Origin of the sequence: Streptosporangium sp. NPDC006013 (assembly GCF_040614275.1) — a bacterium.
GTDB lineage: Bacteria > Actinomycetota > Actinomycetes > Streptosporangiales > Streptosporangiaceae > Streptosporangium.
Genome location: NZ_JBEXUE010000162.1, coordinates 1 through 19,347 on the forward strand (window position 1 = coordinate 1; position 19,347 = coordinate 19,347).

The following is a 19,347-nucleotide window of genomic DNA, read 5'->3' on the forward strand; positions in this document are numbered from 1 at the left end:
GCGATGGCCTCCATCAACTCCGCCGGCGGCGGGGTGGTGGGCTGGCTGGTGACCCTAAGAATGATCATGTATCGCATCGGACGTCTCCTTCGATCTTGTTTTCTTGACGGTGTGGTGCGGGGATCAGGTGCGCTCAGGCGTGCTGGGGGGTGATGTGCCGGTACAGGTGCAGAGACAGGGCCGAGAGCCAGGCCCAGATGATCACGACCCCGGAGACGAAGACAAGGTTGGCCCATGGGGCACCCGCACTGGTCGCGATGGCGGCGAAGGCCGCGAGGAACAACCCGCCGGTGAGCCGGGAGTAAAGCGCCCACCCGGTACGGCCCGCGACGGCGAACCTGCGGCCGATGACGAAACAGGTCACGATCACGCACAGGAAACCCACCGCGCCGCAGGCGAAGTGGAGCGTCCCGGACAGGCTCACCGCCCCGGGCCCCTCCGGCGTCCCCACCGGGAAGCCCATCGCCGGATCCGCCCGGAAGATCCCCGCGCCGATCAGACTCACCCCGTACATCCCGACGAGCCGGGGAGCCCAGGTCGCGCCCCGCCCGCCGGCCAGGGCCCGGCCCAGGCCGACCGCGCAGGCGATGACCATCAGCCCGGCGACGACGAAGTTGGTGATCTGGATCCAGCCCAGGTCGCCATTGGCCAGAAAGCTCCACGGGTGCCGGGAGAGGTCGAATCCCTCCCGGCTCAGCGCCTGGGCCAGGGACACCCCGACGTACACCGGCCCGGCGATGATCCCGTAGCCCAGCAGCGACCTGGTGACACCGGTACGCGGGTCGCAGGTCACCGGGGACGCGGTCCTCGTCAGCTGCTGGGTCATGGCCGTTCTCCTCACCAGTCCGGGGCCGACTCTCGGGTGTTCCTCTCGGCCCTCTGACCACGCTTCGAACGAGACCACCCCGATTCGACAACCCGCCCAAATCTTTTTCAAGATCTTTTAGCACCACTGTGCGGCGCATCGTCATGGCTGGATCTGCAAGGTATGTGTCCTTGCAGCCATCGCCACGGATGGCCAAGCATGGGCGGTATGCCAAAACGCGTCGTCATCGTGCTTTTTGACGGCTTCCAGTTGCTCGATCTCGCGGGGCCCGCCGATGTCTTCTCCGCGGCCGGTCTGCTGAGCCCCGGCGCCGACTACCGGGTGGAGGTCACGGCCGTCCACGCGGGAGCCGTGCGCTCGCTGTCCGGTGTCACGGTGACCGCCGAGACACCACTGCGAAGCGTGCGAGGTCCGATCGACACGCTGCTGGTCGTCGGCGGTCTCCCGGCCCGCATGGCTGTCGCCGACACGGCGGCGTTGGTACCGGAGGTGCGCAGGCTCGCCGGGGAGTCAGGTCGTATCGGGTCCATCTGCTCGGGCACGTTGCTGCTGGCCGAGGCCGGCCTGCTGGAAGGGCGGCGGGCGACCACCCACTGGGCGGTGGGGGACCTGCTCGCCCGCGAGCATCCGAACGTACGGGTGGACGCCGACCGTATCCACGTACGCGACGGCAACGTGTGGACCTCGGCGGGGGTCACCTCGGGGATCGACCTCGCCCTTGCCCTCGTCGCCCACGACCACGGGCACGACCTGGCCAGGGAGATCTCTCGCTGGCTGGTCGTGTACCTGCAGCGACCAGGCGGGCAGAGCCAGTTCAGCACGCCGCTGAGCGCGCGGACGCCGAAGCGCGAACCCCTGCGCGACCTGCAGGGATGGATCGAGGAGAACCTCAGTGCCGACCTGTCGGTGGAGGTTCTCGCGGGACGCGTGAACACGAGTGTCCGCCACTTCTCACGCGTGTTCAGGGCCGAGGTCGGCGTGCCACCCGCGCGGTATGTCGAGCACGCACGGACGGCGGCGGCCAAGCGACTGCTGGAGAGCACCGATGAACCGCTCGACCGGATCGCCACCCGGGTGGGGCTGGGGACGCCCGAGACCCTCTATCGCGTCTTCCGCCGGCATCTCAAGATCTCGCCGGGAGATTACCGGCGCAGGTTCCATGACAAGGAGAACTGACATGCACATCGCCATCCCCCTGTACCCGGGTTACGACGCCATGGACGCCCTGGGGCCGTACTTCGTGCTCCGGAACATCCCCGGCGCGACGGTCACCTTCGTGGCCGAGCGGCCGGGCGTCATCGCCGACGAGGGAGTCACGCTGACCGCCACCGCCTCCTTCGCCGATCTGCCCAGACCCGATGTCCTGGTGGTGCCGGGCACCAAGGACGTGCAGCGGAGCATGGCGGACCAGGAATTGATCCACTACGTGAAGGCCGTACACCCGACCACCACCTGGACCACCTCGGTATGCGTGGGCTCGCTCGCGCTCGGCGCGGCAGGCCTGTTGGAGGGGGTCAGGGCGACCACTCACTGGGTGGCCTACGACCTGCTCGCACAGTTCGGGGCGCGGCCGGTCAACGAGCGCTTCGTCAGAGACGGCAAGATCATAACTTCGGGCGGCGTGCTGGCCGGCATCGACATGGCGCTCTACCTCACGTCCCTGCTGGCGGGTCAGGACATGGCCATGGCGATCCAACTCGGGTTGGAGTACGCCCCGCAGCCACCGTTCAACGCCGGGACGCCGAAGACCGCCCCCGAAGAGATCACCGAACTGGTGCGCTCCCTGCTGAGAGATTGACGTCGGTGCCGTCGGTGCCGTGGCCGGCGTCCACCTCGCGGATCCGCACGGTCGGCGTCGCTCAGTGGGGTACCGGCGTGAGCACTGTCTCACCCGCGGGCACCCGATCGACCGTGGGACAGCGGCGCGGTACGACCGCACCGCCACACGCGCTCCCACATGTCGGGGCCGCGCGACGGCAAAATGTGCGTCTTGTACTTTGGGCCGCCCCAAGCAGCCTGGACTTTCGTACCATGTTCACGTGCTCGCCCTTCTTCGCTCCGTGTGGGACGAGCCCCGCCCTCCCAACCCGCCGTCGCGGGCTTGGCGGGACTGGGCACTCGTGGGAGTACTCGTGGCGGTCGCGGTGCTCGAAGGAGTTCTGCGGCCCGATCTTCCGTGGCGGGCCGTCTCGGTGACCGTCACCGTCGGGCTGGTGCCCACGCTGTTGTGGCGCCGGACCAGGCCGCTGCTGATGGTCGTGATCGTCTTCGCCACCACGAGCCTGGCCCCGCTGCTGATGGACGGCGACGCCCTGGAGACGTACACGATGGTGTACGTGCTGGTCCTGCTGTACTCGTTGTTCCGGTGGGGGTCGGGACGCGAGGTCGCGATCGGTTTGACGATCATGCTCGTCACGGTCTTCCTCTCGCTGTTCTCCGGCCGCCTCACCCCCGGCGACACGGTCGGCGCGTTCGCCGTCACGTTCTCGGCCATCGCCCTGGGCGGGACGTTCCGCTACCGGGCCGGGGCGAGAATGCGCGAGCTCGACCAGATCAAGCTGCTCGAACGCGAACGGCTGGCCCGCGACCTGCACGACACCGTCGCCCATCACATCTCGGCGATGGCGATCCGAGCACAGGCGGGCATCGCCACCTCGGCGTCGCGGCCGAACTCCGCGACCGAGGCACTCCACGTGATCGAGGCCGAGGCGGCACGCGCCCTCGACGAGATGCGCGCCCTGGTCCGCCTCCTGCGCCGGGACCAACCTGTGGAGTCGGCGCCCGGCCGTCGCATCACCGACCTCGAACAGCTCGCGGGCCCAGGCCGCTCCGGCCCGTCCGTCGACGTGGAGATCTCCGACGACATCGGTGACCTTCCCCTGCCGGTCGAGGCTGCGATCTACCGCATCGCCCAGGAGTCGGTCACCAACGCTCGACGGCACGCCCGTCACGCCACCCGCATCGAGGTTCGCGTCGCCGCCGACGACACATCGGTGCGCCTGCGGGTGAGCGACGACGGCGACAGCGGCCTGGTACGCCCGGCCGGGTCACCGGGATACGGGCTCATCGGCATGATCGAACGTGCTGACCTGCTGGGCGGCACCTGCGAAGCCGGCCCCGCCCCGGATCGGGGCTGGACCGTGACCGCCGTACTGCCCCGAACCGGAGCGGTGACGTGAGCATCCGGGTGCTCGTCGCCGACGACCAGGAGATCGTCCGCACCGGGCTCACCATGATTCTCGACGCCCAGCCGGACATCGAGGTCGTCGGCGAAGCCGCCGACGGGTGGCGGGCCGTCCAGCTCGCGCGGCGCCTACGCCCTGACGTGTGCCTGTTCGACATCCGCATGCCCGGCCTCGACGGCATCGGAGCCACCCGCTCCCTCGCCGGGCCGGGCGTCGAGGACCCCCTCGCCGTCGTCGTCATCACCACCTTCGACCTCGACGAGTACGTCTACGCCGCGCTGCGGGCCGGTGCCCGGGGTTTTCTGCTCAAGAACGCCGGAGCCGACCTGCTATCCCAGGCCGTCCACGCCGCCGCGAACGGCGACGCGCTCATCGCCCCGAGCGTCACCGCACGACTGCTGGGAACCTTCGCCAGCACCGTGCCCGCCACACCGCCGGTGCGCCCCATCGAGGCGCTCACGGCCCGGGAGGAACAGATCCTGGCCACCGTGGCACGTGGACGGACCAACAGCGAGATCGCCGACGAGCTGCACATCTCTCTCAGCACGGTGAAGTCCCACATCGCCAGCCTGCTGGCCAAGCTGGGCGCCCGCAACCGCGTCGAGATCGCCATGTGGGCCTATGAGACCAACCGGGTCAGGAACTGAGCCGGGTACCGCGACGCCCCCCCTATACCGTGACCGCCGGGGCCACTGAATCCCTGACCGCGACGGCTCGGTGCGGCCCCGCCCCCGCCGGGGCGGGCCGCGAGCCGGGTTTCACCTACCGCCTCCACGACGCCCCGTTCCTCTGCGGCCCGGGAATCCGATTGGGGCACAGGTGTACCAGTCACCCACCCGTGAAACCCGCCCGCGGAGCGGGGGTACGGGGCGAACGGACCGGCCGCCTGCGGATGAACCACTCGGCCACCACGAGGTTGATCACCCACCCGGCGCCCACGAGCAGGGCCCTGGGAAGCTCTCCGGGGGTACCGGCGATCAGGAACCACGGCAGATGAGTCAGCGCCTGCGTGCCCGCCCCCTGCCCGATCGCGTAACCGCGGATCATCCAGGCGCGGTGCCTGGCGATGTCCCGCCGCCGGATCGCGGCGAAGCCGAGAACAATGGCCAGGACCATGGCCGAGCCGAACACGAGCCGGAACCCGGTGAGGAGATCGCCGTCACCGACAGGGCGGGGATAGAACAGGGTCATCCACAACCCCGAAAGCGCTGCGACGAGTCCACATGGGACCAGAACCCGCCCGGCGACGCGGTGCCAGGCGGGCCTCCGGCGGCGGAAACCGGGAGCGAACTGAAAGGCCCCCAGAATGCTGTACAGGCTGACGCTGAGGATGTGCAGCACCACAGGCAGGGGCGCCGCGAAGAACCGTGCGTTCTCCGGTGTGATTTCCGCGCCGCCCGTCAGCTCGGTCAGGCGGACGGCTCCGGCGGCCATCGGAACAGCGCTGAGCACGACCAGCGCAGCGGGCACGAGCCAGTCCGCCCTGGCGGAGAAGGCTACGGCGGAAGTCCCTGCTGTGTTCCGGTCATCCGCCGACCGGCCGTTTCGCGGCGACTGCGGAGACGGAAGGTGTCCTGTCAGGTTCTCGTCGGTCATGACCTGATCGTGACGACTGAGACAGTGGCGGCTCATCGGTAGAACGGCCTGATCCGAGCCAGCCGATCATCCGCCAATCAGGCGTACTTTCGGCCGATGAGCCCTCTGTAGCAGCCTTCTACGCTGATTCTCGGTGGCTCGAGACACGCTTGTCGCCATCCGGCCGGCGATGCCTCCGCCCCATCGACACGGGCCACAACGTCGATCACGAATCTGCGGCACGGCTGACACCCGCACCCGCGATGGATAAGGAGAATGTGATGAAAGCGTTCGTCCTACGTTCGTACGGCTCACCCGACGTACTGGATCTCACCGACATCGACAAGCCCGTGCCCGGCGACGACGAGGTGCTGGTCCGGGTGCGGGCCACCTCCGTCCAGCCCTATGACTGGCACTTCATGAGAGGGGAGCCGTACGTCTCGCGGCTGATGAGCGGCGGCCTCGGGCTGCGCAAGTCGAGGATCGACATCTTAGGCGCCGACATGGCGGGACAGGTCGAGGCGGTCGGCAAGGACGTGACGGAGTTCCGCCCCGGCGACGAGGTGTTCGCGATGCCCAAGCAGGGCGGCTTCGCCGAGTACGTGTGCGTCCGGGAAGGCGAACTGGCGCCGAAACCGAAGAACCTGTCGTATGAGCAGGCGGCGGCGGTACCGCTGGCTGCCAACACCGCCCTGCTGGGCCTGCGCGACAAGGGACGAGTCCAGCCGGGACAGAAAGTCCTCGTCAACGGTGCTTCGGGAGGTGTGGGGACGTTCGCCGTGCAGATCGCCCGGGCGATCGGCGCGGAGGTCACCGGCGTCTGCAGCACGCGGAACGTGGGCCTGGTCCGATCGATCGGCGCGGATGAGGTCATCGACTACACCAAAGAGGACTTCACCCGGAATGGACAGCGCTACGATCTCCTGCTGGACATCGCGGGAGGCCTCTCGACGTCGGCATGCCAGCGGCTGTTGACCCCCAGGGGGGCCCGCGTCATCATCGGTGGGCCGGCCGGCCGATGGCTGCAACCCGTTGGCCACATGTTCTCGGCGCTCATCATGTCGCGGTTCATGTCCCAAAGGACGATCATGGCGGACGTGGTCGGATGCACAGAGAACAAACAGAACTTGATGACGCTGACCGAGCTCATCGAGGGCGGAAAAATCACTCCGGTCATCGACCGGTGTTACCCGTTCGAAGAGATCCCGGCGGCCATCGGATATCAGGAAGAAGGGCATGCCTCAGGGAAGGTCGTCGTCACGATTTGAGGCACCACCGGATCCGCCACGCGCACGACTCTCGGCCGGGCCGATGTCCCGCCTGCGGAGGACCCCTTGATCGCCCAAGGGGTCTCCGCGTTCGCTCACTCCTCCGAAGAGCGTCAGCCCCACCGGGCAGCAGACGCCGGTGCCTACGAGCGTGTATCCATGTGACCCATGACGCGACGCGCAGACAGCCCCCGCTGCATCAGCTAGGACCGGCAAGAAGGCTGGGGTTGGAGGTCGCACCGTCGATGCTGGTAGCGCGCTGCCCGGTGGTTCCGGTTACCGCGCAAAGGACGAGACTCCGCAGCCCTCGCTTACTGGATCTTGGAAGCAGGCTCCACTACTATACGAACAAAGGTTCTATAATGGCAGGGAGCGCCCGTGTCCTTACCGAGACAGTTACCGAGCGGCTTATTAAGCCGACGATTTACCCGCAAGCTGACGGTCTTATGCGTCACTTTCATGCTGCTGACCAGCTTGACCGTCTCACAAGCGACTACCGCCACGGCCGCTGACTCGCTCACCTACCTGGGCGACGTCACAGGCAGCAGCGATGTGGCTGTCGGCGGCGGCAAGGTCTTCGTCGCCATGGACGACCGGATAATCGTCGCAGACACCGAAGGCACCCTTACCGGGGTCATCACCGGCGTTTCTGAAACACGCGACCTGGTCACCTCATCTGACGGCACCCGCTTGTACGCAGCCCTCAGAGGGTCGAACGAAGTGGCCGAAATCAACACCACCGACCTAACCATCACCCGGCGCATCGACCTGACCGCCTACCCCTGCCCGGACCGGCTCGCGCTGTCTGGACATTGGCTGTGGGTCTCCCACGGTTGCCCAGCTACAAGTTCCGGCGGCGCACTCAGCCTCGATATGTCTCTCTCCACGCCACAGCCTGCCCCCGTGTCCATCAACCCCGTCAATGCGCCACAGATCGTCGCCGCAGGAAACACACTGGTGCTCACTAAAGGAAAAGATCTGCAGGTTTACGACATGCAGGGCGGCACCGTCATGCTTCGCGGCACTATAGATGCCTATGACCATGGCCTTTGGAACGGCTGGGGGGACATCGCCCTAGCCCCGGACGGCTCGACTGCTTACACGACACCCGGATCTGCGAACGACTTCGAAGCCTGGGATCTGACTACCCTTACCCGGACCCGTTCCTACGGCAAAGAAGAGGGCGTCCTGGGCTACGGGAGCATTACCGTCAGCCCGGACGGAGCTCAAATAGCCGTCTCTCGAGACACCAACAACGTGAACGACGAGCCTTTAGTGCTGTTTGACGCGAACACGGGGGCGAAGGCTCAGATGTTCGGCGCGTCCCTCATATGGACTACTCATGGTCTAGCCTTCTCCGATTCAGACCTGTTCGCCGTGGTCGAGAAGACCATTGATCGCAGCCTTCACCTGTTGCGGCTACATGGCGCCAGACTCCCATCATGCAAGCTCGTCGTGACTGGTCCAGAGAAATCGCAGCCGGGCAAGACCATTACGTTCACTGGTCAGCTCACAGAGCATGACAGCTCCGCTCCCGGTGTTCAGCAGCTCACAGTTGCCCTCCGCCGGTGGGACGGCACGACTACGATGCTGCCGGACGTCACAACGAACGCGGACGGCACGTACACCTTCAGCCACACCCCCTATTTCGCGGACAGGTGGAGCTATGACGTCTACCGCGAAAACACTCCAGATAGCCGGAGCTGCAAAGCCTCCGTGATCGTGAACGTCTCCAGGTTCTGACCGCCTGGAATTTACAGCGCTGCCCAACATGCACGCCTGACATCTCGGGGATCATCTGGCCTGGCGTGTGAAGCGGCTCTCCGCCGATTGGAGAGCCGCCCAGGCCCACCCCGCCAGCTCCGAGCGTCAGATCCCCAGCAGCTCGGAAGGGTCCTCGCATGTTGGATGCCTAGATATCCGAGAACTCACTGCCGCTCCAAACATCTGACAACAGCGCCGGCCCGGTCTCAAGCAAGGTCCTCGCGCTATCTTCCTGCTTCATCCAGCGTGGATCAGGCATCGCCAGACGTGAGCCCAACAGGGCAGGAGACCCCGGTGCCTACCAACATGTACCTATGTGACCCATGCGACGAGCCGCGATCTACTGCCGGATCAGCCAGGACCGCGGGGGTGCGGGGTTGGGCATCGCCCGCCAGGAGGCCGACTGCCGAGCCCTGATCGAACGCAAAGGGTGGACCGTGGTGGATGTCTACCCCGACAACGACGTCAGCGCCTACTCCGGTGCTCCGCGCCCGGCCTGGAAGCGTCTGCTGGCCGACATCGAGGACGGTACGGTCGATGCCATCGCCTGCTGGCATGTCGACCGGCTGACTCGTTCCCCGCGTGAGCTGGAAGACGTGATCGACCTGGCTGACCGGCGCGGCGTCGAGCTGGCCACCGTCACCGGGGAGATCGACCTCGTCACCCCGACCGGGCGTCTGATCGCCCGGATGCTCGGGGCCGCCGCTCGGCATGAGGCCGAGCACAAGGCCGAACGGCAGAAGCATCAGCGCCCGAGGCCGGGAAGGTCTCCGGCGGGGGGATGCGCCCGTACGGCTACGCCGAGGACCGCGTCACGGTCGTCGACGAGGAAGCCGAGGTGATCCGCGGGAGGCCGCCCGGCGCATGCTCGCCGGGGAGTCACTGTCGAGCGTGTGCCGGGACTTCCGCACGCGTGAGATCACGACTCCGGCCGGGGGTCGCTGGATCCCGACGACGTTGCGCCGGCTGCTGGCCTCAGCGCGGATCAGCGGGCGGCGCGAGCACACGCCCCGCAGCGCTGCTGAGACCACGCGCCCACTGCTGGGGGAGATCGTGGCCGACGCCGTCTGGCCCGCCATCATCAGTGCCACCGATTCGGATCGGCTGCGCAGCCTGTTGAGTGATCCGGCCCGTGACTTCCGCGCCCAGGCCGCCACCGGGCGGACCTATTTGCTGTCCGGGATTCTGCGGTGCGGCCGGTGTGGCTGGCGGATGAGCGGACGCCCGCGCTCCGGCGTGCCGCGTTACGTGTGCCCGAACGTACCGGGCACCGCGGCCTGCGGAGGTGTGGCCACCAACGCCGCTCGCACTGATGAGCACGTGCGGGACATGGTGTTGGTAGAACTGGAAGTAACTGGCGTAGAGAAAGAAGTGCTGGACCTCGGCCGGAGACGAGTGCATAGTCCGCAACGAGACCTTGCTAACGCCGTTGCTAACAACATCCCTGGACACCGGTGGACATCCTTAGAAAATGATCACAGGGCAAGTGTCTCTGAGCAGGTGTTTGTGTCAGTGGTGGGCGTTCTCGAACTGGCTACGGATCAGATGATGGGTGGTATCCGGATCAAGGCGTGGGGAGTTCACCCGTGCGAAGCAGTACAAGACCTTCTTCGTACCATTCGGAGCGGTCTGTGGCCGGAGGTAGTTCAACTCCCGCGAGTCCGGCCGGGGCGGAGAACTGTTGTCGAAGCTGTTCTACGAGCTGCTCAGCCTGCCTGAGCGTTTCTGATAGGTCATCGGGTGCATCGACGCTGAGGCCGAGAACCGTCGCCTCGTCACAAGTGACCGTGATGATGGCCTGGTAGTGGTCGCGAGCCCTGAGGTAGAGCGTGAAGGCGTCATCCCCGTCTTCGACGCGTAGCTCGTCGAGGGCCTTGTCATCTGCTTCGTTCACGATGCCCAGGACATGAACCCGCCTGAAAGCATGAAACCGCTCGTCGCCAGGATCGTCCACGTTGACGTAGCCATCGATGAATCGCCTGAAGACCTCGGAGCTGGGCTCTGGAACCCACACGTAGACGTCGAGACAAGGCGGCACGGACCCAGCGTAGATCTTCGCGTCGCCACGGATCGGAGAGACCGTACTCCGACGCTGTCGACATGGGGAATCTTGCTAACGCGGATGCTGACTCGTAATGAAGGGGTGCGGGGAAGCTACGGGGTCGTTGTTCCGTACGGAAGGTGGAAGATCAATAGCTTGACCACACCAAGCACCAAGGCGGCTCACGCCCACCTTGTGGGTGTGAGCCGTACAGGAAGATCCAGAGATCTACTCCTCGGTCGGGACTAGGCCCGTCTGACAGGCGCCCCACTCGGATGGGTCACCTAGCTTGACGTTGGTGCCACTCGGTGTGCAATGACCGTTCAGTCCGGAGTTTGTCAGCTTGGGCGCTTACGCCGACGAGGCGGCTTGGCGAGATCGCGACAACGAGTCACCAGATCATCTATTTCCGGCAGGTTCGGGTCCACGCCACCATCGTCACAACAGGCGGGCTTAGTACGTTCACCCACCGGCGGCGCATCCAGCCCGCATACCTCCCACAGCGAGGTATAGACATCGTACGTCCGGTTGCGCTCATCATGAGGTCCCAGCATCAGAACCCATGCATGGCCCGGCTCTTTGAAGGCGACCACGACGCGCATGGCGCCTCTCAAATGCTTGACGCACAGCCGACTCACCGGGAGTTCCCCCGTGAGCCGATATCCAAGGGCCGCGCAACCGCGCGCTTCCAGATCACCGACAAAGGCGACGAATGACCTGAGATCCGCCCCGCGCAAGGTCTCAGCGTGCTTCTCCGCGAGAACCGAGAGGTAGACCTCAGTCTTCACCGGCAGTCAGCTCCGAATTCTTGGAACTCCACTCTGCCCTGATCTCCCGCCACGGACGGCCCTCGCCCTGTTCCATCTGCCGAAGACCGTCGGTCAGCTGATCGTTCTCCAGAAGCTCCCGGTCCTGCAGGCGCTGCCAGACCGCCTCGACCAGATTCCGGGTGCGGCCGGCCCGGCGTAGATCCTGGACGAGTGTTGCCACGGTATACAGACGCTCGGCTTCAAGCATCAGGCGGGGTCTTCCCCTGACCGGGACAAGCAGCCCTTCCTTGGCCCACGCGCGAACCGTCTTCTCGTCAACACCGAGAATCTTCGACGCGATCGTCGCCCGCACCGGCTCGGCGTGAGCGAGCAGATCCTGGACGACCTCCCGGACCGTGTCACGGGTGCCGGTCTCATGAGTACTGGCAGCCACCCCGTCCAGCCGTTGTGCCTGCTCGAACAAGACCAGCGCCGCCCGCTCCTCGATCTCTTTCCTACGAGGAGCCTGCGCCGTGCCACCCGTCTCGTGATCACTTTGCGGCGGGAGCGTCCGATGCTTTCGCTTCTTAGCCGCTCCCGTCGAAGACTTCCGGGGTCTGACATCAGCCATGAGGGTGGTTCTCCTTCCCCTTTCATGTTACTCCCTGTTTCAGGCCCAAAATCAGGAGTCAAGCTTTGATCTTTCGGCAGGACGGGTCACCTGGCTTGACGTTGGTGCCGCCGATGGCGCGGTGACCTTCAGGGCTTGGGCGCGGCCGTGCACCTCAGAGGGCGGGACCCGGAGCCCTCGGAGCTCCAGAACCGCAGAGCCGGCAACAGGCCGGGGGCTCCGGGAGTACGGGGCCCGTGGGGCGGATTTCACCTCCATCTGGCCGGCGCCGCCGATCTGTCCGGCCTTCTCTCTCGCGTGAAGGTCAGGTTGAGGTGAGCGGGGCCAGCTGCCGGCTGAGCCGGAGGACGGCCTCGGCCATTCGGGAGTCGGTGACGGGACGGAAGGGCGCGACGGGACGGGCCTCGGGTCCGATGACCAGGCCGGTCCGCCCGTCCAGTGAGGCGTCGGCCGCCGCGAGGACCGACGACCGTGCGGCCAGTGACGCGGAGCCGGACGTGGCGCGTTCGAAGGTACGCCGGACCAGCGGCCAAAGCAGCCGCAGCCCCGGCGAGACGATCTTCGGCGACCGCATGGTGCCGTCGGTCATCGCGGTGGCCGCGCCACCGGGATCGGCCGCGAAAACCGAGATGCCCGTGCCGCGCAGCCGCTCCGCCAGATCCAGCGTGTAAGCGAGGTTGGCGAGCTTCGCCCGGCCGTACCAGTGAAAGCCGTAGTAGCCGCCCGGCGGCTCGGCGGCGTCGAAGGAGCGTTTGGCCGTCCGGACCGCGCCCGAGGTGACATTCACGATCCGGCTCGGTCCTCCGGCCCGGAGCGGCTCCAGCAACAGTTCGGTCAGCAGGTACGGGGAAAGGTGGTTGACGGCGAACGACGCCTCGATCCCGTCCACCGTCTGCTGCCGATCTGCGAACATCGCCCCGACATTGTTGACCAGGACGTTCAGCGGGCCCTCTCCCGCGAGCCGGGCGGCCAGTCCTCGGACGGAGTCGAGCGATGCGAGGTCGGCGGCGACGAACCTCGCCCCCTGCCCTGTCGCCACCGCGTCGATTCTCTCGACCGCGCGAGCACCCCGCTCGGCGTTCCGGCCGACCACGGTCACCGCGTGACCTGTCGCCGCCAGCCCCATCGCGGTCTCCAGGCCGATTCCTCCGGTCCCCGCCGTCACCACGGCCCGTTTGCCCATGGCCCTGCCCTCCACTGGTCGAACGCTACCGGATAGCCATCCGCTTTAAGGCTCACACCGTAGCATAAACGGATTGCTATCCGTTTAGCGGAGGCAGGCATGCGGCAACGAACTCCCAAGCTGCGGGTTCCAGGCTGCCGTCAGCGCGGGGGGCGCAGGCCCTCAAGGAGGACGTCGAGGTAGATCTCGGCATGCTCGGCGTCGTTGCCACCGGAGCGGACCGCGTGCTCGATGCCGCAGAGCAGACGGCGGACATCGTCCGCCTCGATGCCCCGCCGGATGGCGCCCGCACGGCGGGCACGGTCGAGCAGCTCCGCGACGGCACGGTCCAGCTCGACCTTCATCACCGAGGTCTGCGCATCGGCATCGCTGGCGGATTCGAGCACCGCTGCGAACCCGGCATCGTCCAGCATGCGTCCGAGAGTGAAACGCAGAAGACGGTGCAGACCCGAAAGGGCGTCCTCGTCGGCCGCCGCGGCCTGCGCCTCGTCAACGAGCTGCTGGAAGCGTTCCGCCAGCAGCGCCTCCAGCAGCGCGTGCCGGTTGGGGAAATGCCGGTACACGGTCCCGACGCCCACTCCCGCGAGCCGGGCGATGGTGTTCAGCATGAGCGAGTCGTCGCCCATGGCCAACTGCTCGCGGGCGACCTTCAACACCAGTGCGCGGTTGCGTGCGGCGTCCGCGCGCAACGCCGTCCCCCGCTCAGCACTGGGTGTCACGGGCACAGCCTAACGGCTTGCCGGTCAAGCCGATTCGAGCGCGGGCCGGCGGTCAGTGCTTCAGGAGAAGGCTGATCTGCGAGCCGAACTCCCGGAAACCGAGGGCTCGGGCGACTCGTCGTGACGGCTCCGGACGTGCTCTCCACTGCGGCAGCAACCCATTGACCAGGGCGTCAGCCACCGCCGCCGAGGCTACCAAGCGAGCCAGGCCACGGCCGCGACACTTCGCGGCGGTCAACACGGACAGCTGCGCCGCTGTATTCAACCATGGGCGATACCCGGCGGCGGCGATCACATTCCGGCCTTCACGGATCACCCAGACCGCCGAAGCGACCTCCTCCATCCCGCTTTCATCGGCATCCTTCTTGTCCACCGAGGCCACTAGGCCGTCGACATCGCGATGACCCGCTGACAGACGTTCGACTTCAGCGTCGACGCGGGCGGCAGCGAAGTCATCGGCATCGAGGTACGCAAGCGTTGCCGGGCCCAAGACGTCGCGAACCGGAAGCCCGGCGGGGAGCCGCGAAAGATCAATGCCGGTTTCGTGGAGATCGCCGAGCAGGACGTCACGCAACGGCTCGATCAAACCGGCGTCGGGCACCGTGACCAGAGCGGCCCCGTCCAACGTGACGATGCCCGTCCATCCCGACGGACACAACCACGACTCGGGAGAGACGACCACGGTCACGTCTCCACGCACGGGGAACGTGACAGGGACACGAGCCAAGCTCGCCCACAGCCGGCACGCGCGATCCAGGGAACTCCGCGACACTCCTCCATAATCCCGACGGCGAGACACCTGTCCAACCTGTTTTACCTCGACCGGCAAGCCCGTAACGAGGGCTTGGTGACGTGCGACCACGCGTGGGAGTGGCGCGGCCTTCGGAATTTCGGAACGCAAGCCCGTGATCAATACCTGCCATGCGCAGCGAACGAACCCGTCGACTGTGACGGCGTCTACGGCCAGATACATGCCCTAATCGGTATTAGACCAGCCCTTCCCTTCCATTGATCACATAGTCGCCATACGGGAAGATGGCCGATAGATGGCTATAAGCGTTTATATGCCATCGCGGGGAGGCTTCGGGTGGCATCGTTCAAGGCGCTTACGATTGCGCTTGTATTGCTCACCCATGTCGGCGCTTGCAGCGCGGATCCTCGTACCGCACCCACCCCATCGTCCCCTGCGATCCCGGAGATCACCGCGCATGCGGCGTCCATGCCCGGCCGTCAGCTTGGGCCCGCCATGTACGGGCATAGCAACCGGGCTGTCGCCCCGGCGGTTGGTTCGGTGAACGGCAAGCCGGTGATCGTCACGGGTGGCCGCGACGACCTGCTTCGCGTCTGGGATCTCGCCATGCGCAAGCTCATTGGCGACCCAATCCCCGCAGGTCAGGGCGGCGTGGACCACATCGAGCTGCACCACTGGGACGGCAAGGACATCGCGGTCGTGAGCGGTGGTAGCTTGCGCGCGTGGGACCTCGGCACGCGCCGCCCGTTGACCCCACCGATCATGACCCAAACCCTTGATACCAATCTGCTGGCCGTTGGCTCCCACGACGGTCAGCATGTCGCGCTGACCGAAGGCGAGTTCCCCTTCGAACTCCAGCTCTGGAACCTGACCACCGGCTCCGCGGTCGACGCCACGCTGAAGGGGCATGAGGCCGAACCCAGGGCCGGGGCGATCGGGCAACTGGGCGGGACCACCGTAGCCGTCACCGGGGACGCGGATGAGGTTCTCCGTTCGTGGGACCTGAAGACGGGCAAGGCTCTGGCCACCGCCAAGGTGACATCGATGGACTACATCAGCAGCATCGCCATCCAGGGTGGCGTCGCAGTCGTCACCGGTACCGACAGCGATTCCTACGGCCACATGGAACGCTGGGACCTGGCCACTGGCGCTGTCACCGAGGTGAAGCACAAGGGTGAGTTCTCCCCCGTCGAGTTGAGCGAGCTCGACGGGAGAACGGTCACGATCTTGGGCGGGGACAGCACCCTGCGGGTGGCCGACCTGGCCACCGGCAAACTCATCGGCCACGGCTGGGACAGCGACGATCTCCTGGATCAAGTAGCGGCGGTGGGCAAGTACGGCACCACGCCGATCCTGGTCATCGGCGATCCCGACGGGACGCTGACGATCTGGGACCTGCGCACGGGCAGACAACTCGGCAAGCCGTTCTTCGGCTACGGCGGGGGCGTCGAAACACTCGCGGTAACCAAGGTCCGGGGCAAGGCCATAGCCGTGACCACCGGCAGCGACTTCACGATCCGCATGTGGGATCTGGCCACCCATAAGCCATTCCGTGCCCCCATCTCCTGCGCGTGTATCGAGTACGCGCCCATGACCACGGCCACGCGGGACGGCAAGCCAGTCATCATCTACGCGGATATTGAGCATGGGCTGGTGGCCCGCGATGCGGCGACGGGCAAACGGGTGGACAAAACAGGGATCTTCGTCGCATCCGACAACGGACCTGCCCCGCTCTCGGCGGATGGCTCCGTCGTGGCCAGCGCGACACAGGACGGCGAAGCCGAACTCTGGGATCTGTCGACGGGAAACCTTCTCCGCCAGGTCACCGCGACGGGAGTCGATGCCGTCGCGGTTGGCAGCCGGATCATCGCCACCGCCTCCGGCCATCAGATAAAGCTATGGGACCAGGCCACCGGCCAACCGATCGGCAAGCCGATCACTAGCAGAGGCCAGGCTGAATCCCTGGCGATCGGGCAGGTCGACGGTAAGACCATCGTCTTCTTCCAGCGCAGATATGCCCCCGGATGGGGCAGCATCCGCTTGTGGGACGCCATGACGGGCGAACCGTATAGCAAGGCTCTGAGCATCCGCTCCACCGCCATGGCCGTCACGCGCGTCGGATCCCGGACGGTGCTGGTGACCGGGCAGGAGGACGGCACGGTGATCGTGTGGGACCCGCAGACGATGAAACCGCTCCTGCCTCCCTTCTCCGGCCACCACGGTGCCGTCAGCGGGGTCGCGGTGACCATGCTCAAAGGCAAACCAATCGCGATCTCCGGCGGCAACGACGGCAGCATCCGGATCTGGGACCTCACGGATCTTTCTCATTAACTTGCTGATATTCGGGAAGGGCTCCACCTCGGACCGCCGAGGTGGGTTCGGCGGTAGAGATATCCAGGCGCTCAGGTATCCAGGCGTAGGCGAATTATGGTTTTTCGCTGGAGTGCTGGGAACGAAGCAGGAACGTAAATATTGATGGCCAAGTGTGAATTCCATTGCGCTTTCCGGCGGGAAGGCCGTATCGCTGGTTGGCCATCTCCTCGTCGGACAGGCGCAGCCATGCCGGGCCGGGCGCCTGGGGTGGACCGCCTTTAACCATGTAATGAAACTCCTCGCCGAAGACGGCTCTGGCCCTTGATCGGCACCGGGCTATGCCAGGCGACCAAGGGCCAGGATCGATCAGTTACCGCAGGTCTACGCCTCGCCGGATGTGAGACCGATCGGGCAGGAGACCCCCGTTCCACCAACGCTGCAGCAACCCGCGAGGTGTCGGCAACATGACGATAGGTTTCCTGTCGGCGTTGGGCCTCAGCTCAAGCAGCGGGAGCCCGTGGTGTCAAGCGAACCTCGACATCCGCGTCCAGGGCACGCGCCAGACGCTCCAGAACCGGCAACGTGGGAATGGTCCCGCCCGCCTCGAAGCGCGCCACGGCCGACTGTGTCATGCCTGCCGCACGAGCCAGGTCGTTCTGGCTCCAGCCTCGCCCCTCACGCATCGCCCGAACCGTTCTGCCCAGCTCGTAGGCGAGACGCGTGGCCTCATAGGCCTCAGCCGCGCCCGGCTCGGCCATTCGACGGTCTCTGAGCTCTTGCCAGCTTTCCTGCTCGCTCACGCTGTTTCTTCTTCCTCGTCGACGGTGTGCGCCAGTTCGACACAGCGACGCATGGCTCGCCGAGCCCGCTCAACCTCACGGTCGTCACGCGTCCGCGTCTTGTGAAACACAGTCAAGAGCACGATCCGGCGATGAGGTGCGATCCAGTAGGTGATGCGCACGGCGAACTCGTCAAGGTGAAACCGGAGTTCACGCAGCTTGCCGTCAAGCTGCTTCGTGTAGGGCTCCCCCAGCAGAGGCCCCTCCACCGCAAGCAGATCGACATAGAAAACCACCCTCGCGAACGAGACCGCGGGCAGATCCTCAAGCCACTTCCGAACTTCCGGTTCCAGTTCTACGGTACCCCAGCTCATAGCGTTGATGCTATGAGTCGCGCGCCTGTCACACTCTGCTTTCTCCTGAACACAGGCTGGCCGAAGCATTGCTTTCCACGAGAATGACGGCAAAGCCGCACAGTCGACGGATGCGACTCCCAGCACAGGACGAGCAGCCATACAAACGGAATCCGAGGACCACCCCTCGGTCGAGACCAGGCTCGTCTGGCAGGCGCCCCACCTCGATGGGTCACCTGGCTTGACGTTGGTGCCACCGATGCCGCAGTAGTCGGTGGCCGCCCGCAGAGGTTCACTGTCGATTCACCGGGGAAGGCGGAGCGTACCGGGCCCGGTGCCGCCGCACCGCGTCCCGGTTGGCACAGCGCGGCGAGCAGTAGCGTTGCCGGCCGCTCCGCGAGACGTCCGCGTAAACCAGCCCGCAGCCGTCGCGCGCGCAGCGCGCCAGCCGCGACATGCCGCGCCCCGTCAGATGCAGGGCGGTGCCCACCGCGACCAGCGCGCGCAGCACGCCGCCGAGCGACAGGCCCGCGTCGCGATAGTGCAGGTGCCAGCCGGTTCCGGCGTGGTCAGTGACGCGGGGATACGCCGCCGAGGTGGCCAGCAGGTCGTTGAGCAGCGCGACCCGTGCGCGCTCGTCGCGGGTATCGACGATCTCGCACCACTGCTCGGCCAGGTTGAGCGCGGCAGCCAGGTCTGCCTCCCCCGGGGAGCGGTCGATGACGAGGCCGGCGTCCGCGCACCGTTTCACCAGGTCGTCGAGGGATGCGGGCGGGAAGTTGGTCAGGTCCGCCATCAGCAGGACCGCGTCCGCTCCGTAAGGGTTGAGATGCACAATGCCATTACAGCACGCTGGACCCATGAACGACCACGACGGACATGACTGGCACACCCGCTCCCACCACCACACCAGCGAAGGGCTGGTGCGCTACCAGACCTGCCACTGCGGCACCTGGCGGGTGCTGTGCGGGGCCCTTAACCCGCCCGCCGCGGCGGTGGTGGCGTGGAGCGCCCGGCGGAGCGCACCGTCCGGCCAGGCGCGCCGCTGACCGGCGCATTCTTTTCAACCTGGCCGCAGACCCCCGGCAGTAGGAGCGATGCGTGGCGGGTGCGGGTCCTCGATCCTGGTGCGGATCGTGTCGATGCCGACGAGTGACTCGGAGTCCCCGCCGGAGCGCGCCGGGTTCTGGTCGGCGTAGGCCGCGATCAT

The 19,347-nt window shown here is 66.4% G+C and carries 20 protein-coding genes and 1 pseudogene; 10 read left to right on the plus strand and 11 right to left on the minus strand.

The window, feature by feature from the left end:
- Window positions 1-133 precede the first annotated feature (133 nt).
- Entirely contained in the window at window positions 134-826 is a 693-nt protein-coding gene (locus tag ABZ260_RS23925; RefSeq protein ID WP_355621531.1) for a DUF998 domain-containing protein, read from the minus strand.
- A 207-nt stretch (window positions 827-1,033) separates the two neighbouring features.
- Between ABZ260_RS23925 and ABZ260_RS23930 the strand changes: the two genes are divergently transcribed.
- The 4 genes from ABZ260_RS23930 (at window position 1,034) to ABZ260_RS23945 (ending at window position 4,658) form a co-directional block, all read left to right on the plus strand.
- Complete coding sequence (locus ABZ260_RS23930; RefSeq protein ID WP_355621534.1) at window positions 1,034-2,002, plus strand: DJ-1/PfpI family protein; 969 nt, start codon at window positions 1,034-1,036, stop codon at window positions 2,000-2,002.
- Between the two features lies 1 nt (window position 2,003).
- Complete coding sequence (locus tag ABZ260_RS23935; RefSeq protein WP_355621537.1) at window positions 2,004-2,624, plus strand: DJ-1/PfpI family protein; 621 nt, start codon at window positions 2,004-2,006, stop codon at window positions 2,622-2,624.
- 241 nt (window positions 2,625-2,865) lie between these two features.
- Complete coding sequence (locus ABZ260_RS23940; protein ID WP_355621540.1) at window positions 2,866-4,005, plus strand: sensor histidine kinase; 1,140 nt, start codon at window positions 2,866-2,868, stop codon at window positions 4,003-4,005.
- Window positions 4,002-4,658, plus strand: a complete 657-nt coding sequence (locus ABZ260_RS23945; protein WP_355621543.1) for a response regulator transcription factor — start codon at window positions 4,002-4,004, stop codon at window positions 4,656-4,658. The genes ABZ260_RS23940 and ABZ260_RS23945 overlap by 4 nt, the downstream gene beginning before the upstream one ends.
- A gap of 181 nt (window positions 4,659-4,839) precedes the next feature.
- Here ABZ260_RS23945 and ABZ260_RS23950 read toward each other — a convergent pair whose 3' ends face one another.
- Complete coding sequence (locus tag ABZ260_RS23950; protein ID WP_355621546.1) at window positions 4,840-5,481, minus strand: DUF2306 domain-containing protein; 642 nt, start codon at window positions 5,479-5,481, stop codon at window positions 4,840-4,842.
- Window positions 5,482-5,756: 275 nt separating this feature from the next.
- Here ABZ260_RS23950 and ABZ260_RS23955 point away from each other — a divergent pair, with 275 nt between their 5' ends.
- The 4 genes and pseudogenes from ABZ260_RS23955 to ABZ260_RS23970 all read left to right on the plus strand — a co-directional run.
- A complete protein-coding gene (locus ABZ260_RS23955; RefSeq protein ID WP_355621549.1) occupies window positions 5,757-6,854 on the plus strand; it encodes an NAD(P)-dependent alcohol dehydrogenase in 1,098 nt (365 codons plus the stop codon).
- Between the two features lie 459 nt (window positions 6,855-7,313).
- Window positions 7,314-8,597, plus strand: coding sequence for a hypothetical protein (locus ABZ260_RS23960; protein WP_355621552.1), 1,284 nt, complete (start codon window positions 7,314-7,316; stop codon window positions 8,595-8,597).
- Window positions 8,598-8,941: 344 nt separating this feature from the next.
- Window positions 8,942-9,460: a recombinase family protein gene (locus ABZ260_RS23965; protein WP_355621555.1), complete on the plus strand. Its 519-nt coding sequence runs from the start codon at window positions 8,942-8,944 to the stop codon at window positions 9,458-9,460.
- Window positions 9,363-9,941 (plus strand): annotated as a pseudogene (locus ABZ260_RS23970) (recombinase family protein); the annotation flags it as partial. The gene ABZ260_RS23965 and the pseudogene ABZ260_RS23970, both read left to right, overlap by 98 nt.
- A gap of 241 nt (window positions 9,942-10,182) precedes the next feature.
- On the opposite strand, the gene ABZ260_RS23975 reads toward ABZ260_RS23970, so the two are convergent.
- The 6 genes from ABZ260_RS23975 to ABZ260_RS24000 form a co-directional block, all read right to left on the minus strand.
- The gene (locus ABZ260_RS23975; protein WP_355621589.1) at window positions 10,183-10,656 is read right to left on the minus strand and encodes a hypothetical protein; all 474 of its coding nucleotides are present in this window, start codon (window positions 10,654-10,656) and stop codon (window positions 10,183-10,185) included.
- 341 nt (window positions 10,657-10,997) lie between these two features.
- Window positions 10,998-11,447 (minus strand): hypothetical protein, encoded by a 450-nt coding sequence (locus ABZ260_RS23980; protein ID WP_355621558.1) that lies wholly within the window; start codon window positions 11,445-11,447, stop codon window positions 10,998-11,000.
- On the minus strand, window positions 11,437-12,039 hold the full coding sequence (locus tag ABZ260_RS23985) for a MerR family transcriptional regulator (protein ID WP_355621561.1): 603 nt from the start codon (window positions 12,037-12,039) through the stop codon (window positions 11,437-11,439). Before ABZ260_RS23985 ends, ABZ260_RS23980 begins: the two co-directional genes overlap by 11 nt.
- Window positions 12,040-12,343: 304 nt before the next feature.
- Window positions 12,344-13,222: an SDR family NAD(P)-dependent oxidoreductase gene (locus ABZ260_RS23990; RefSeq protein WP_355621564.1), complete on the minus strand. Its 879-nt coding sequence runs from the start codon at window positions 13,220-13,222 to the stop codon at window positions 12,344-12,346.
- 140 nt (window positions 13,223-13,362) lie between these two features.
- Window positions 13,363-13,941, minus strand: coding sequence for a helix-turn-helix domain-containing protein (locus ABZ260_RS23995; RefSeq protein WP_355621568.1), 579 nt, complete (start codon window positions 13,939-13,941; stop codon window positions 13,363-13,365).
- Window positions 13,942-13,993: 52 nt separating this feature from the next.
- Window positions 13,994-14,629: a GNAT family N-acetyltransferase gene (locus ABZ260_RS24000; RefSeq protein ID WP_355621571.1), complete on the minus strand. Its 636-nt coding sequence runs from the start codon at window positions 14,627-14,629 to the stop codon at window positions 13,994-13,996.
- Window positions 14,630-15,028: 399 nt separating this feature from the next.
- Between ABZ260_RS24000 and ABZ260_RS24005 the strand changes: the two genes are divergently transcribed.
- The gene (locus ABZ260_RS24005; protein WP_355621574.1) at window positions 15,029-17,023 is read left to right on the plus strand and encodes a WD40 repeat domain-containing protein; all 1,995 of its coding nucleotides are present in this window, start codon (window positions 15,029-15,031) and stop codon (window positions 17,021-17,023) included.
- A 482-nt stretch (window positions 17,024-17,505) separates the two neighbouring features.
- Here ABZ260_RS24005 and ABZ260_RS24010 read toward each other — a convergent pair whose 3' ends face one another.
- The 3 genes from ABZ260_RS24010 to ABZ260_RS24020 form a co-directional block, all read right to left on the minus strand.
- Window positions 17,506-17,763, minus strand: a complete 258-nt coding sequence (locus ABZ260_RS24010; RefSeq protein WP_355621586.1) for a helix-turn-helix transcriptional regulator — start codon at window positions 17,761-17,763, stop codon at window positions 17,506-17,508.
- Between the two features lie 38 nt (window positions 17,764-17,801).
- Window positions 17,802-18,158: a type II toxin-antitoxin system RelE/ParE family toxin gene (locus tag ABZ260_RS24015; protein WP_355621577.1), complete on the minus strand. Its 357-nt coding sequence runs from the start codon at window positions 18,156-18,158 to the stop codon at window positions 17,802-17,804.
- A 271-nt stretch (window positions 18,159-18,429) separates the two neighbouring features.
- A complete protein-coding gene (locus ABZ260_RS24020; protein ID WP_355621580.1) occupies window positions 18,430-18,972 on the minus strand; it encodes a CGNR zinc finger domain-containing protein in 543 nt (180 codons plus the stop codon).
- 25 nt (window positions 18,973-18,997) lie between these two features.
- Here ABZ260_RS24020 and ABZ260_RS24025 point away from each other — a divergent pair, with 25 nt between their 5' ends.
- On the plus strand, window positions 18,998-19,186 hold the full coding sequence (locus ABZ260_RS24025; protein WP_355621583.1) for a hypothetical protein: 189 nt from the start codon (window positions 18,998-19,000) through the stop codon (window positions 19,184-19,186).
- Window positions 19,187-19,347 lie beyond the last annotated feature (161 nt).